Below are 15,014 nucleotides of genomic sequence, written 5' to 3'. Positions count from 1 at the left end.
TTCGGTGCAGCGCCAGTAGGCTCTTCCACCGTGGCCGATCAGTCCCTGTCCTCCGTTTCCGACGAGCACACCGATGCCCGGCGGGAGAGGTTGCTGGCCGGAGCTGCGGTGACGTTGCGTGAACTCGCTCCGGTGTTGACTCCGCTCGGCGCCCTGTTCGCCGCGGCCGGGCACGAGCTCTACCTCGTGGGCGGAACTGTGCGCGATGCGGTTCTCGGTCGACTCGGAACCGATCTGGATTTCACCACCGACGCCAGGCCGCAGGACGTTCAGTCGCTGCTGGCGGACTGGGCCGATCATCAGTGGGACACCGGTATCGCATTCGGAACCATCAGTGCGGCCAAGGACGGCCAGACGATCGAAATCACCACCTATCGCACCGATTCCTACGATCAGGTCTCCCGCAATCCCGAGGTGCAGTACGGCAACAGCCTCGAAGAAGACCTCGTTCGACGCGATTTCACCGTCAACGCCATGGCGGTCCGTCTCGGAGCCGACGGCGGGCAGGAGTTCGTCGATCCGCTCGGCGGCATGGACGCTCTGCTCGAGGGCGTACTCGACACCCCGTCGGCACCGGAAACCTCGTTCGGTGACGATCCACTGCGCATGCTGCGGGCCGCTCGGTTCGTCTCCCAGCTCGGATTCACGCTGATGCCTCGGGTGCACCGAGCCATCGAGGACATGGCCGAGCAGATCGACCGCATCACCGCCGAGCGAATTCAGGTCGAGCTGGACAAGCTGATACTCGGCGACTACCCGATCGACGGCATCGACGTGATGTGCGAGACGGGGCTGGCCCAGCGCATCATTCCCGAGGTCCCGGACATGAAGCTCGAGATCGACGAGCATCACCAGCACAAGGATGTGTACTGGCACTCGCTGACCGTGCTCAAGCAAGCGATCGATCTCGAGGACGGCGACCCCGATCTCGTATTGCGTTGGGCCGCACTGCTGCACGACATCGGCAAGCCCGATACCAAACGAAACGAGCCGGGCGGTGGCGTCAGTTTCCATCACCACGAGGTCGTCGGTGCCAAGCTGGTGCGAAAGCGTATGCGCGCGTTGAAGTACTCGAAGAAGATGATCGAGGACGTCTCGCATCTGGTGTTCCTGCATCTGCGTTTCCACGGCTACGGCAAGGGTCAGTGGACCGACTCGGCCGTCCGCCGCTACGCCACCGATGCCGGCGAGCTACTTCCCAAGCTGCACAAGCTGGTTCGAGCCGACTCGACGACGAGGAACAAGCGTCGAGCTGCGGCTCTGCAGGCCACCTACGACGATCTCGAAGAGCGCATCGCCCGCATCGCCGAGCAGGAAGATCTGGCGCGGGTTCGGCCCGACCTCGACGGCAACGCGATCATGGAGTTGCTGAACATTCCGGCCGGACCCGACGTGGGCAAGGCCTGGAAATTCCTGAAGGAACTGCGCCTCGACCGGGGTCCGCTCTCCCGCGAGGACGCCGAAGCCGCGCTGCTCGAGTGGTGGCCGACGCAGTAGCGCGTCCCGCGCACGTGCACGAAACTTCGTAGCCCACTACGAACTTCCGCTCACGACGAGCGCAGCTCGGCCTTGACCAGGTACACGTTGTAGCTGTCCCACTCCGAGACGGTGAAGTACAGGTCGTTCGCCGTCGACCACGGGTGGATGAAGCCGCCGTAGGTCTTGGGGTACTCGGCGGTGTCGATCAGGGTGGTCGGTGCGGTCCACTGGCCCTGCGGCGAATTTGATTCGCGCAGAACGATGTCGCCGCGTAGCGGATCGAGATACGTCATCCGCCAGAGGCCACGGGCTTCGTCGTGATGGACCGACAGTTCCCCGGCCATACCGTCGGCGATGGGGGTGGCGTCGTTCGATCCGACCGGAGCCCAGGTGCCGTTCACCCAGTACTGGTAGGCGGTCTTGTTCAGCACGTCCGCCTTCGGGACGCGGGCGAGCCCGACCTGCCCGGCGCGTCCGTTGACGGTGCCGAACATGTAGACGTACTCCCCCGCCGGAACCATCGTCGAGACCTGGAACTTGGAGAAGCCGAAGAGGTTGTCCCACTTGGCATGCTCGTCCTTCACCCAGGTGGACCCGTTGTCGTCCGAGTAGGCGATACCGCCGTAGTTGGTCCACCACATGCCGGGGATCGTGCTCCAGCGCCGAATGGACATGTAGGACATGTACTGCCGGTCGTCGATCGCGAAGCCGGAGGTGGGGATGACCGTGGTCTCCCAGTTCTTGATCTTGCGCGACGGCAGCAGTTCGGCTGCGTGACAACGCGAATCCTGCACCATCGAATCGAGGGTCATGCCGTCGGACAGGTCGGTGTCGGTGCTGTGTCCCAGCACATTCGAGCGCCAGTCGTCGCCGCCGACGACGCCGAATTCCCAGCCCTTGCCGAACGAATCGCCGAACGCAACGGCGACCTCGCCGGGCTTGCTCTCCCACATGATGCCGAGGTCGGTGCCGTCGACCTGCCAGCGTTTGTCGGTGCGGTTCTCCGATCCCGGTCCGGTCAGCTGTGAGACGACCTCGACGTGTCCGACGGCAGATTCCACCGGCGGTACCGTCGTCGGGCCGGGCTCCGCCGCGGTGACGGCGGGAGCGGGCGGCGGGGTGCCCGGGGCACCACCGGGGCCGGGAATCGGGATGGGAATGGGTTCGGCCTGCGGGTCGATCTCGATGCGTGGAAACGGCAGATGGTCAGCAGAGCCGGTTCCCGATGTCGGGGTGTCGGCGTCGTCGGTGAGATCTGGGCACGGGTCCGCGCATGGGTTGGTCAGCGGTTCCGCCTGCACGCGGGTGTTGTTCGGGGCCGGGTCGGGTACCGGAACCAGCTCGATCGACGGATACGGCACGGGGATCACCACGCGGTCCGGCAACGGTGGCAGCTGCGGCGGATTGCCCGGCCCGATGGGCTCGGGTGGATAGTCCTTGGGGTCGAATCCTGTTTCGCCACAGGAGTTCACCGGCGGCGGCGGGGTTGCGAACGCGGGGGGCGCAGCAAGAACGGCCGTACCTGCTGCAACTGCGAGGATGCAGCCGATCGACGTCGTGCGGCCGTACATGCGGTGCCCCCGTGTTCTCCGACGAAACCTGTCGGTCCGATACGGAAAGATACACCACGTCAGCGGCGTGCGCGCCTGGTGTTCAGCACCGCCGCGGCCAGGCCGAGGGCGTAGATTCCCGCTCCGACGAACACCAACGTGTGCGCGGTGGGGTCCCGGCTCAGATCGGTCGTGTCGGGGCCGACCGCGAAGGCCGCAGCGGCGAGGGCGGCGACGAACGCCACGTTGAACACGGTGTCCTGCAACGCGAAAACGCGGCCACGATGGTCGTCGTCGATCTCGATCTGCATGGCAGCGTCACCGCTGAGTTTGACGGACTGTCCGGCGATGCCCAGGAGAAAGGCCCCGATCAGCAGGCTGGTCTGCGTCAGGCCCGAGACGGCTGCGAGTTGCGCCACGATGGCGAGCACCAGTGCGGCAGCGATCGTGCGGGTGCGCCCGAACCGCGGAACGGCGAAGGGGGTGATCAGGGCGGCGAGGAACATGCCCACCGCCGTGGCCCCGACAGCGATACCGAAGCCGGCGAGTCCGCCGGGAAGCGAGCTCTCTACCGCGCTCTCGCGAAGTATCAACACCATGATCAGGGTGTTGATGCCGAACACGATGCGGTGTGCGCCGATGCCGAGCATCGCGGTCGTGACCCCGGCGGAGCGCCAGACGGCCTGTGCGCCCGATTTCAATCCTGTCGCAACGTCTTTCAGGGGACTGTCGGTGTGGCTCCCGATACCCGGACCGAGAGATCGCGGTCGGAACCGCGCGGCGGCGGCAGCCCCGACGACCGATCCGGTGGCCGCGAGACCGACGGCGATACCCGAGCCGAGATCACCGGCGCCGACGGCACCGATCACCGCGACCGCAAGGCCCGCACCTGCCGCTGCGAATCCGGATCCGACGGTGGCCAGCACCGAGTTCATCGGCACCAGCCACGATTGTCGAACCACGTGGGGTAGCGACGCCGACGCCCCCGCGAGTACGAACCGACTGAGCCCGACGGTGGCCAAGGCCAACAGCAACAACGGTGTCGCGTCCACCCCTGCGCACAGCAGTACCGCGGTGGTGATGATCAGCACGATGCGAACGATGTTGGCCCACAGCAGGACCGACCGGCGGTCCCAGCGGTCGAGCAGCGCTCCGGCGAACGGTCCCACCAACGAGTACGGGACGAGCAGCACGGCGAATCCTGCTGCGATCTCGGCCGGATTCGTCGCGCGCTCCGGATTGAACAGAATGGCACCGCTGAGCGCTGCCTGGAACAACCCGTCGCCGAACTGACCGGCGAACCGAACGGTCGTCAGCTTGCCGACCCCCGGGGATTCGCGCAGTCGGGTACGGAAGGAGGCGTCGTTCACCGACGGGACTTTAGCCCCCGCCCGTCATACGGAGACGGCGGGAGTCGCGGCCCACCACTTCATCGTTGCCGCCGCACCGTCGACGAGGGGCGTGGGCTGCTGCCCGAGGATCGCCTCGCTACGGCTCGAGTCGAGGAGGTAGGAGTAGCGGAACTGGTAGAGGGTGTCGCCGAGCTCCTTCATCGGACCGGGCACCGTACTCAGCAGTCGCAGTGCCCAGGTCGGAATGACGCCGACTTTCGGGGTCGGTACTTGTGCTGCAGCCGAGAACATCTCGATCATTGCGCGCTGCGACACCGCAGGCGCGGTGGGTGCATGCAGGACGGTGTTCCACATCGACGGTGACGCTGCGGCCGTGATCATCGCGGCGGCCAGATCCGGGACGTAGGTGAACGAGTGGGGCAGATCGGCAGAGGCCATGACGAGGATCGGCTTACCGGTCAGAATGGGTGCGATCACCCGTTCACCCATGTGCGAGGTCAACACGCGCGGGCCGTAGAAATCCGAGGCGGCGACGCTGACGGTGGGGGTCGAGTGCGCGTCGCGTGCGGCGAGGAGTTGTGTTCGTACTCCCAATTTCCGAAATGTCGCGTCGCGGGGTGAGTCCTCGCGGATCGGTCCGTCGACCCGGCCGTAGGCGTACAGACTTTCGGGGAACGCGACGACGGTGCCCGCGGCCGCGTCGAGCACGCGGTTCTCCATTGCGGCGAGCTTGTCCCGCCACACCGTGTTCTCGTACGCGACGTGGGTGCAGTGGTAGACGGCGGTGGCACCGCTCAGGTGGGGTCGAAGATCGTCGGATTCGATGTCGACGCCGCGGAGTTCGATCATCGGGTGCTCGGGTCCACTGCCGGTACGGGTGAGCACCCGCACCGAATGCCCCTGCGCAGCAAGTTGTTCGGCGACCGTCCAGCCGACGGGTCCGGCTCCGGTGACGACGTGAAGTTCGTTCATGATCGCTCCATTCGAGGTAAGCGAGAGCGGTGCTCTCTGATCTGTCGAGTGTGCACCCGTCTCGGCAATAAAGCAAGAGCACTGCTCTCTCGAAAGAGCAGGAGTTACTGTGAGGGCTATGGCGAGTACTCCCCGCACCCGAGCCCGTGCGCAGACCCTGGCCGACATCACCCGCATCGGACGCGAACACCTGGCCGCGGACGGCGCGGCGGCCCTGTCGTTGCGCGCTGTCGCACGGGACCTCGGCGTCGTGTCCTCGGCCGTCTACCGATACGTCGCCAGTCGCGACGAGTTGCTGACCCTGCTCGTCGTCGACGGATACACCGAGCTCGGTGACACCGTCGACGCAGCGGTGGACGCGGCCGACGGACCCAAGGAGAAGTTCCTCGCGCTCGGCCGGACGGTTCGGCAGTGGGGCTTGCGGGAGCCGGCGCGCTACGCGTTGCTGTTCGGCAGCCCGGTGCCCGGCTACCACGCGCCCGCGGAGCAGACCACCGGTCCGGGCACCCGGGTGATCAGCACGTTGGTTGCCGTCCTGCATTCGGCATGGCAGACCCGGCGCCCGGAGGTCGAAGCCGATCCGCCCGAACTGGCCTCACTGCACGGTAGCTTCGAGGACATCCGCCGGGAGATGGGAACAGATCTGCCCGACGAGCTGATAGCCCGGGGAGTGATGGTGTGGGCGTCGTTGTTCGGGGCCATCAGTTTCGATGTGTTCGATCAGTACGGTGCCACGACGTTCGCCAGCAGGGACGACCTGTTCGAGTACCAGTTGGGATTGTTGACGAAGATCGCCGGGCTCGACTAGGAGCAGGGGCGGGAGTGGAGCCTGCGGAACGACCAGGTTAGGCGGGAGTGGAGCCTGCGGAACGACCCATCAGAACTGGCCGCGTCGCTTGCGCCACATCCGTGGGTGCGCGGTGCCACAATGACTAGCGTGGCAGCGCATGCGGAGGAACCCGAGGACCAGACGGCGTCGGCCTTACGCGATGTCCGTCCCGGCAGTCTGCTGGTGTCGTCCATCGAACTCGTGGAGCCCACTTTTCGACGCACCGTCATCTACATCATCGAACACAACGACGCGGGCAGCCTCGGGGTCGTGATCAACCGTCCCAGCGAGACCGCGGTGCAGAACGTACTGCCCAACTGGTCCGAACTGGCGGCAAAGCCGCAGGCGCTGTACGTCGGTGGCCCGGTCAAGCGCGATTCGGCCCTGTGTCTGGCGACGCTGCGGACCGGCGTCTCGATCGACGGCATTCCCGGTCTGCGACGCGTCGACGGCCGAGTGGTGATGGTCGATCTCGATTCCGATCCTGCCGAGATCGCGCCGTTCGTGGAAGGTGTGCGGATCTTCGCGGGGTACTCGGGCTGGACGTTCGGTCAACTCGAAGGCGAACTCGACCGAGACGACTGGATAGTGTTGTCTGCCTTGGCTTCCGACGTGATCGGCCCGCCGCGCGTCGATCTGTGGGCGCAGGTCTTGAGACGTCAGCCGATGCCGTTGGCGCTGTTGGCATCTCATCCGATCGACGTCGACCGTAACTGAGTGCTTCGCAGTGGCGTGGTTAAGTGCCACCCCGGGCACCTAACCGCACCACTGCCGCAGGCACTAGTGGGAGAAGGCCCTCGCGCTCGAGTGCCCGCCTGATGTCAGTCCAGCGATCACCTCGTCGATGGCGATGCACAGCATTCGGCCCAAGTCCGCACTGAAGCCTTCTCGGACGACGATTCTGAGTACGGCGACGTCGGTTGCGTTGTCGGGCATCGTGTATGCCGGTACCTGCCATCCGCGAGCGCGTAGTTCGTGGGACACGTCGAAGACGGTGAACTCGCAGTGTGCTTTCAGCATGAACGACAGCACGGGGATGGCCGAGCCGTCGGTGATCACCTCGATGTCGGGATGGTTGTCGAGGTGTCGGCTGACGCGAACGGCTGTGTCGCGCAGTGCTTTCATGATGTCGGTGTAGCCGGACCTGCCGAGGCGCAGGAAGTTGTAGTACTGCCCGATCACCTGGTTACCCGGCCTGGAGAAGTTCAACGTGAAGGTGGGCATGTCTCCGCCGAGGTAGTTGACGCGGAACACGAGATCCTCGGGCAGGTCCTCCTTGGTCCGCCAGACGGCGAATCCGATTCCCGGATAGGTCAGTCCGTACTTGTGGCCGCTGGCGTTGATGGACTTGACGCGAGGCAACCGGAAATCCCATTCGAGTTCCGGATACAGAAACGGAACGACGAAGCCGCCGCTGGCCGCGTCGACGTGCACCGGTACGTCCGGCCCGCCACCGCCGGCGATCTCGTCCAGTGCAGCGCAGATCTCCTGCACCGGTTCGAGTTCTCCGGTGAACGTGGTGCCGAGGATCGCGACGACGCCGATGGTGTTCTCGTCCACCGCGTCCCGAACCTGTTCCGGGGTGATGACGTACCGTCCGCGTTCCACGGGGAGGTACTTCGGGCTCCACGTCGAAGTAGCGGCAGAACTTCTCCCACACCACCTGAACATTGCTGCCCAACACTAGATTCGGAGTGCCGGTACCCGCTCCCCTGGCCCGCCAGCGCCATTTGAGTGCCAGCCCCGCCAGCATGACGGCCTCGCTGGATCCGATGGTGGAGACCCCGGTGGCCGACGACGGGTCCTCGCGATCGAGTCCGGGCGCATGGAACAGATCGGCGACGATATTGACGCAGCGTTCCTCGATGGCGGCGGTGGACGGATACTCGTCCTTGTCGATCATGTTCTTGTCGAACGTCTCGGCCATGAGCTTTTCGGCCTGTGGATCCATCCAGGTGGTGACGAACGTGGCCAGATTCAGTCGCGAGCTGCCGTCGAGCATCAGTTCGTCGTGGATGTAGCGGTAGGCGGCGTCGGGATCGAGCTGATCCTCGGGAAGTCTGAGTGCGGGTACAGGATCGGTGGCGAGCCGGCCGGTGTAGGCCGCAGAGACGATACCGTCGGCATGGATTTTCCTGGTCATCGTCTTCTCCCGTGATCGGCTCGACTGTCACCCAATCTAGTCCGCGACGCTGCTCACCGGGCTCTGTTCTGGTTCCGGTCGTCGCGCGAAATGCTGAGCGATCACGGTGCACACCATCAGCTGAATCTGGTGGAAGATCAACAGCGGCAGCACGATCAGTCCGACGGGTTGGCCGACGAACAGCACTGCGGCCATCGGCAGCCCGCTGGCGAGGCTCTTCTTGGAGCCGCAGAACAGCAGTACCAGCCGATCTTCGAAGGCGAAGCCCAACCATTTGCCGCCGTACCAGGTGATGGTCAGCACCAGGGCGAGCAGCGCGGTGCACACTGCGACGACGACGCCGATGCGCCACACCGCCACCGAGGACCACACGTTCTGGTTCATGGATTCGCTGAAGGCGGCGAAGACGACCAGCAGGATCGAACCACGGTCGACGAGTTTTGTCGGCGCGCTGTGCCGGGTGAGCCACCCCGTCACCCAGGGCCGGATCAGCTGACCGACGGCGAACGGAAGCATTAGTTGGACCACGATGTCGAGAATCGAGCCCGGGTCGATGGTCACCGAACCGGTGGTGGTCATCAGGGCGATCACCAGCAGTGGGGTGACGAACACACCGATGATGTTGGAGAACGAGGCACTCACCACGGCACCGGCGACGTTGCCGCGGGCGATGGAGGTGAAGGCGATCGAGGACTGCACGGTCGAGGGGACCAGGCACAGGAACAGCATTCCGGTGTAGAGGTCGTCACTGATCACGCCGGGGACGAGAATTCGCAAGGCCAGCCCGAGCGCCGGGAACAGGAGGTACGTACACGCCAGGATCACCGAGTGCAGCCGCCAGTGCTTGATGCCGTTCCAGGCGTCGCGCGGTGAGAGTCGCGCGCCGTAGATGAGAAACAGCAGGGCGATGGCGATACGCGTGACCCAACCCAGTACGTCCTCCGCCGTGCCGGTGGCCGGGAAGAGGCTCGCCAGCGCTGCGACCGCGAAGATTCCCAACAGGAAGGGATCCAACACGGTATCCCGCAACAACTTCACCCGGCTAACTTAATCCACCGAGGTGCTGCGAGTCCGCGCGGTCAGGGTGTTGAGAGTTCCGGCAATCTTCTTCGCGTCGGCAGAACTGATGGTGAGCCGGTCTCCGTTGGCGAACGTGACGAAGGCTGCGGGGCCGGCGTCGGTGGCGACGGCGTAGTTTCCGCGTCCCTTGGCCCGCAGACCCCAACCGCCGAAATCCTTCGACGGGTCGACCGTCCGAACCGATGCCCCGGTGATCTCGTCGATGTCGTAGTCGAATGCCGCCATCCCCAGGCTCGAGACATAGAGGCCGTCGCTGTCGATGTGCACGGTGAAGCGCAGCAGCGACAGAATCAGAATGGTCAGTGGGGCGAACAGGAAGACCGGCCAGAGCGATCCGGACAGGTAGCACGTCAGAGCGGCCCCGGCCAGAGACACCGCCACGACGGTGATGCCGGCGACGCGACTGGCTCCGACATGGACCACCAGCGGTAGCTCGGGACTGCACCGCGGCAGATCGGAGTGCGGAGGCGACGTGGCGACGGTGCGTTCGCGGTGGTCGCGCAGCCTCGATGCGCCGAACAGCCCGGCAGCGAACCCGACGACGGTTCCCACCGCCATGGCCCAACCGGGGATGGTGACACTCTGCGCGGTCGCCATGTCGAGTTCGCGAACGAGGGTCGCGATCTGCAGCACACCGATCGTCCCGACGACGGTCAGCCCGATGATCAGCATCGTGCGCCGCATGATCAGCAGCACCCGAGCCAAGGATGCGACGGCGCTGCACCCGCCGCCCACCAGCACGATTGCGATCGCGAGGGTCCAGGCGTTGGAGAGCGGGTTGGAGAAGTCGTCCGGTTCGGTGCCGCTGAAGTGAGTGGCGACCTCCTCCGGCAGACGGCCCTGCCACAGGTACGCCAGGACGAGTCCCAGTGCGGCCACGACAAGGGGCACGACAACGCCGAAGACGACCCCGGCCGGGTCGAAGGTGCGCAGACTCTTCTGTTTCATGCGCTCAGCTCGGCTGGCAGGCGTCCTTGAGGCTGCAGGAGATGCACGAGTGACCGCATCCGTCGGCCTCGGCGGGTGCCGGCACTGCTGCGGCTGCGCGGGCACCGATGGATCCGCCGGCTGCGGCGATGAACAGCGCGGCCACGAGGGCAACGACCACTCCGACGACGGCTGCGATGCCGTTCAGTGCGAGTGCGGCTACGCCGCCGATGGCCAGTACCAGCGCAGATGCGGCGGTAGTGGGTCCGGCGACACGGTTCGCGAGGACGAACGTCTCGTCGTCGCGCATTGCCTCGGGGGTACGAACACCGGCGAAACGATTGCGCGGGAGCCGGCCGAGCAGTGACAGGGCAGCGACAGCCCCGACGACGAGGGCGAGCACGAACAACACAACCGAGACGATGACCACCTGGCCAGGATACGGCGCAGCGAGGTCCTGGTACCAGGCGGGCCGCGTCACACTTTAGGCTGGTAGGTGTGACCGATTCCGTTGAAGCACCCACCGAGTCCGCTCCCGAGTACCGCTACACAGCCGAACTCGCCGGGCGCCTCGAGCAGCAGTGGCAGGATCTGTGGGAGACGCAGGGCACTTTCGACGCGCCCAACCCGGTCGGAACGCTCGCCGGAGAGGTCCCCGACGACAAGCTGTTCGTCCAGGACATGTTCCCGTATCCCTCGGGCAGCGGCCTGCATGTCGGGCACCCTCTCGGCTACATCGCCACCGACGTCTTCGCGCGCTATCACCGCATGCAGGGTCGCAACGTGCTGCATGCCCTGGGGTACGACGCGTTCGGTCTGCCGGCCGAGCAGTACGCCGTGCAGACGGGCACGCACCCGCGCAGCACCACCGAGGACAACATCGTCAACATGCGACGCCAGCTGCGACGCCTCGGCCTCGGCCACGATCGCCGACGGTCCCTGGCGACGACGGACGTCGATTTCTACCACTGGACACAGTGGATCTTTCTGCAGATCTTCAACTCGTGGTTCGACGCAGACCTCGGTAAGGCGCGGCCCATCGCGGAACTGGAGGCGGCGTTCGCCTCGGGTGAGCGGGCCTTGGACGACGGCCGCTCCTGGGAGTCGTTGACCGTCGGCGAGCGCCGTGAGGTGATCGACGGCTTCCGCCTGGTGTACGAGTCCAACTCGATGGTCAACTGGTGCCCCGGCCTGGGTACGGTGCTGGCCAACGAGGAGGTCACCGCGGACGGACGCAGCGACCGCGGAAACTTCCCCGTGTTCCGAAAGAACCTGCGGCAGTGGATGATGCGGATCACCGCGTACTCCGACCGACTGGTCGACGACCTCGAGTACCTGGATTGGCCCGAGAAGGTCAAGACGATGCAGCGCAACTGGATCGGACGCTCTCGCGGTGCGCAGGTCTCGTTCTCCGGCATCGAGGTGTTCACCACTCGCCCGGACACTCTGTTCGGCGCGAGCTACGTGGTGCTCGCCCCCGAGCACGAACTGGTCGACGGGCTGATCGCTCCCGAGTGGCCGGCGGATGTCTCCGACACGTGGACCGGCGGGGCCGCCACTCCCGCGGAAGCCGTTGCGGCATATCGCGCGTCGATCGCCGCCAAGTCCGATCTGGAGCGGCAGGAGAACAAGGAGAAGACCGGCGTCTTCATCGGTGCCTACGCGACAAACCCGGTGAACGGCGAGCAGGTGCCGGTGTTCATCGCCGACTACGTGCTGACGGGCTACGGCACCGGTGCGATCATGGCCGTACCCGGCCACGATGCGCGTGACTGGGAGTTCGCCACCGCGTTCGGTCTGCCTGTGCGCGAAGTCATTTCGGGCGGCGACGTCACCGAGGCAGCGTACGTCGGTGACGGCGCGCTGGTGAACTCCGGCTTCCTCGACGGTCTGCCGGTCGACGAGGCCAAGGCCGCCGTCATCGCACGCCTGGAAGCGGACGGCACCGGACGCGGCACCATCCAGTACAAGCTGCGCGACTGGCTGTTCGCCCGCCAGCGCTACTGGGGCGAGCCGTTCCCGATCGTCTGGGACTCCGAGGGCAACCCGCACGGCCTACCCGATTCCGCCCTGCCGGTGGAACTTCCGGAGGTCGAGAACTACGCACCGGTCTCGTTCGACCCGGACGACGCGGGCTCCGAGCCGTCCCCGCCACTGGCCAAGGCCGTCGAATGGGTCAACGTCGAACTGGATCTGGGCGACGGGTTGCAGACCTACACCCGCGACACCAACGTGATGCCGCAGTGGGCCGGTAGCTCCTGGTACCAGCTGCGCTACATCGACCCCACCAACTCCGAGGCCTTTGCGGACCCGGAGAACGAGAAGTACTGGGTCGGTCCGCGTCCGGAGATCCACGGACCCCACGATCCGGGCGGCGTCGATCTCTACGTCGGTGGCGTCGAACATGCGGTGTTGCACTTGCTGTACTCGCGCTTCTGGCACAAGGTGCTCTTCGATCTGGGTCACGTCAGCTCGAGCGAGCCGTACCGTCGGCTGTACAACCAGGGCTACATCCAGGCGTACGCGTACACCGACGCCCGCGGGGTCTACGTGCCCGCGGCCGAGGTCGTCGAACGCGACGGTGGCTACTTCTATCAGGACCAGCCCGTCAACCGTGAATACGGCAAAATGGGTAAGTCCCTGAAGAATTCGGTCTCCCCCGACGAGATCTTCGCCGAGTACGGTGCCGACACCCTGCGGTTCTACGAGATGTCGATGGGCCCGCTCGATACCTCCCGGCCGTGGGCGACGAAGGACGTCGTCGGCGCACAGCGATTCTTGCAGCGCGTGTGGCGACTGGTGCTCGACGAGGTGACCGGCGAGGTTCGCGTCACCGATGCCAAGCCCACCGAGGACACGCTGCGAGTGCTCAACCGCGTGATCGACGGCGTGCACGCGGATTACGCTGCGCTGCGCGACAATACGGCCGGTGCCAAGCTGATCGAGCTGACCAATCACATCACCAAGGCGTACCCGGACGGTGCGCCGCGTGGGGTCGTGGAACCACTGATCCTGATGCTGGCTCCGTTGGCACCGCACCTGTCCGAGGAACTGTGGAGCAAGCTCGGTCACGAGAAGTCGTTGGCACACGGGCCTTTCCCGCGCGTGGAGAAGAAGTGGCTCGTCGCCGATACCGTCGACTACCCCATCCAGGTCAACGGCAAGGTCCGCAGCCGCATCACCGTCCCGGCCGATGCGACGAAGGACGACGTCGAGAAGACGGCACTGGCGGACGAGAAAATCGTGGCCCTGCTCGACGGCAAGGCCCCGACCAAGATCATCGTGATCCCGGGTCGAATGGTGAACATCGTTCTGAAGTAGCTCTCGCCGAACTCGAAGTTATGGATGAAAATCTGGTGATTTCCGTCCATAACTTCGAGTTCGCGGGGGTTTAATTGTTCCATGTCACTGGCTGGTAGAGGGTTTGCGGTGAGGCTGATGGCCTCGGTCGTACTGCTTCTCGGGTCCGTACCTTTGGTGAGTGTGCCGGTGGCACAAGCGGATCCGGGACCCGGCTCGCCGATTCCAGCGAATGATCCGTTCTACGATTGGGACGGCGGCCTGGACGTCTCCCCCGGAACGGTGCTGCGGTCGAGGCCCATGACGTTCCGTACCCCCAGCCAGCCGACGCCGATCTCGGGGAGTCAGGTTCTCTACAGAACTACCGACCAGCAGGGTGACGGCGTCGTCACGGTCGCCACGGTGCTGCGGCCCTTGATCCCCGGGCCGACGCGGATCGTCTCGTACCACATGGCGTACGACGCCCTCGGCTCTCAGTGCAATCCCTCGTACACCCTCAGCGGCGGGTCGACCAGTCCCATTGCCGGCGCGGAACAGGCGGTCATCGCCGGTTACCTCGCAGCCGGCTACACCGTCGTCGTGCCGGATTACGAGGGCGAGGAGCTCGAGTGGACGATCGGGCGGCAGTCGGGCTACGCAGCTCTGGACGGCGTTCGCGCGGCCCAGTCTTTCCTGCAGGTTCCGTCGAGCACCCCCGTCGGGATGATCGGGTACTCCGGTGGATCCGTGCCGACGCAATGGGGATCCGAGATCGCCCCCGAGTACGCACCCGAGCTGAATCTCGTCGGAGTAGCGGCCGGCGGGCTGCCGGTCGACCTGGCTCACAACCTTCCGTACGTCAGCGGTAACAGAGAGTGGGCGGGTGTCATCCCGGCACTGATCGTCGCCTACGAGCGTGCGTACGGACTCGACCTGACCAGTTTCATCTCCGACTACGGCTTCGAGGTGATCGACCAGGTCGATCAGGAATGCATTGCCCAGTTCGCCGACGACTACCCCACGCTCACCGACGCCTCGATGGTGAAGGCCCCGTACACCTCCTTGCTCGACCTACCCGAGGTGGTGGCGGCGATCGACGACAACATCATGGGCAGCCAGGGCACTCCACGGACGCCGATGTTCCTGGCGGTCGGGCAGGCCGATCCGATCGGCGATTCCGTCATGATCACCGGTGATGTACAGGGACTGGCTCACGACTATTGCTCCAGGGGCGTCGATGTGCAGTACGCGCAGTACGACGGCCTTACGCACAGCGAAGCCTTCCCGGCCTTCGAGGCTCAGGGTCTGCAGTTCCTCACCGAGCGGTTCGGCGGTGGGCCGACGCGCAGCAACTGTGTGACGATCCCGCCCGGCAATGCCTTGACCCCGACTTCGTAGTTATC

At 65.5% G+C, this 15,014-nt stretch carries 11 protein-coding genes and 1 pseudogene; 5 read left to right on the top strand and 7 right to left on the bottom strand.

Going from position 1 to position 15,014, the window contains the following annotated elements:
* Window positions 1-30: 30 nt before the first annotated feature.
* Window positions 31-1,497, top strand: coding sequence for a CCA tRNA nucleotidyltransferase (locus tag MTX35_RS14640; protein ID WP_243595676.1), 1,467 nt, complete (start codon window positions 31-33; stop codon window positions 1,495-1,497).
* 50 nt (window positions 1,498-1,547) lie between these two features.
* Here the strand turns inward: MTX35_RS14640 and MTX35_RS14635 are convergent, their stop codons facing one another.
* From MTX35_RS14635 to MTX35_RS14625, 3 genes are read right to left on the bottom strand one after another with little or no spacing between them, the layout of a single operon-like run.
* Window positions 1,548-3,050 (bottom strand): DUF4185 domain-containing protein, encoded by a 1,503-nt coding sequence (locus MTX35_RS14635; protein ID WP_243595675.1) that lies wholly within the window; start codon window positions 3,048-3,050, stop codon window positions 1,548-1,550.
* A gap of 59 nt (window positions 3,051-3,109) precedes the next feature.
* Window positions 3,110-4,399: an MFS transporter gene (locus tag MTX35_RS14630; RefSeq protein WP_243595674.1), complete on the bottom strand. Its 1,290-nt coding sequence runs from the start codon at window positions 4,397-4,399 to the stop codon at window positions 3,110-3,112.
* A gap of 24 nt (window positions 4,400-4,423) precedes the next feature.
* On the bottom strand, window positions 4,424-5,353 hold the full coding sequence (locus MTX35_RS14625; RefSeq protein ID WP_243595673.1) for an NAD-dependent epimerase/dehydratase family protein: 930 nt from the start codon (window positions 5,351-5,353) through the stop codon (window positions 4,424-4,426).
* Window positions 5,354-5,471: 118 nt separating this feature from the next.
* Here MTX35_RS14625 and MTX35_RS14620 point away from each other — a divergent pair, with 118 nt between their 5' ends.
* Window positions 5,472-6,161: a TetR/AcrR family transcriptional regulator gene (locus tag MTX35_RS14620; protein ID WP_243595672.1), complete on the top strand. Its 690-nt coding sequence runs from the start codon at window positions 5,472-5,474 to the stop codon at window positions 6,159-6,161.
* Between the two features lie 120 nt (window positions 6,162-6,281).
* Window positions 6,282-6,899 (top strand): YqgE/AlgH family protein, encoded by a 618-nt coding sequence (locus MTX35_RS14615; RefSeq protein WP_243595671.1) that lies wholly within the window; start codon window positions 6,282-6,284, stop codon window positions 6,897-6,899.
* A gap of 63 nt (window positions 6,900-6,962) precedes the next feature.
* Here the strand turns inward: MTX35_RS14615 and MTX35_RS14610 are convergent.
* From MTX35_RS14610 to MTX35_RS14595, 4 genes and pseudogenes are all read right to left on the bottom strand, one after another.
* Window positions 6,963-8,325 (bottom strand): annotated as a pseudogene (locus MTX35_RS14610) (glutamate decarboxylase).
* 36 nt (window positions 8,326-8,361) lie between these two features.
* The gene (locus MTX35_RS14605) at window positions 8,362-9,363 is read right to left on the bottom strand and encodes a bile acid:sodium symporter family protein (protein WP_243595670.1); all 1,002 of its coding nucleotides are present in this window, start codon (window positions 9,361-9,363) and stop codon (window positions 8,362-8,364) included.
* Window positions 9,364-9,372: 9 nt separating this feature from the next.
* The gene (locus MTX35_RS14600) at window positions 9,373-10,353 is read right to left on the bottom strand and encodes a DUF1648 domain-containing protein (RefSeq protein ID WP_243595669.1); all 981 of its coding nucleotides are present in this window, start codon (window positions 10,351-10,353) and stop codon (window positions 9,373-9,375) included.
* 4 nt (window positions 10,354-10,357) lie between these two features.
* On the bottom strand, window positions 10,358-10,762 hold the full coding sequence (locus MTX35_RS14595; RefSeq protein WP_243595736.1) for an SdpI family protein: 405 nt from the start codon (window positions 10,760-10,762) through the stop codon (window positions 10,358-10,360).
* A gap of 68 nt (window positions 10,763-10,830) precedes the next feature.
* Here MTX35_RS14595 and leuS point away from each other — a divergent pair, with 68 nt between their 5' ends.
* The gene (gene leuS, locus MTX35_RS14590) at window positions 10,831-13,653 is read left to right on the top strand and encodes a leucine--tRNA ligase (RefSeq protein WP_243595668.1); all 2,823 of its coding nucleotides are present in this window, start codon (window positions 10,831-10,833) and stop codon (window positions 13,651-13,653) included.
* A gap of 117 nt (window positions 13,654-13,770) precedes the next feature.
* A complete protein-coding gene (locus MTX35_RS14585; protein ID WP_243595667.1) occupies window positions 13,771-15,009 on the top strand; it encodes a lipase family protein in 1,239 nt (412 codons plus the stop codon).
* Window positions 15,010-15,014 lie beyond the last annotated feature (5 nt).

The organism is Rhodococcus sp. ARC_M12, from assembly GCF_022810385.1.
Lineage (GTDB): Bacteria > Actinomycetota > Actinomycetes > Mycobacteriales > Mycobacteriaceae > Rhodococcoides > Rhodococcoides navarretei.
This window is presented reverse-complemented; position numbering and strand designations above follow the sequence as displayed.

Excerpts from the sequence above, each read along its gene's own strand:
- MTX35_RS14635 (WP_243595675.1), bottom strand. The coding sequence starts at position 3,050 with ATGTACGGCCGCACGACGTCGATCGGCTGCATCCTCGCAGTTGCAGCA.
- MTX35_RS14620 (WP_243595672.1), top strand. The coding sequence starts at position 5,472 with ATGGCGAGTACTCCCCGCACCCGAGCCCGTGCGCAGACCCTGGCCGAC.
- MTX35_RS14585 (WP_243595667.1), top strand. The coding sequence starts at position 13,771 with ATGGCCTCGGTCGTACTGCTTCTCGGGTCCGTACCTTTGGTGAGTGTG.
- MTX35_RS14615 (WP_243595671.1), top strand. The coding sequence starts at position 6,282 with ATGACTAGCGTGGCAGCGCATGCGGAGGAACCCGAGGACCAGACGGCG.
- MTX35_RS14600 (WP_243595669.1), bottom strand. The coding sequence starts at position 10,353 with ATGAAACAGAAGAGTCTGCGCACCTTCGACCCGGCCGGGGTCGTCTTC.
- MTX35_RS14625 (WP_243595673.1), bottom strand. The coding sequence starts at position 5,353 with ATGAACGAACTTCACGTCGTCACCGGAGCCGGACCCGTCGGCTGGACG.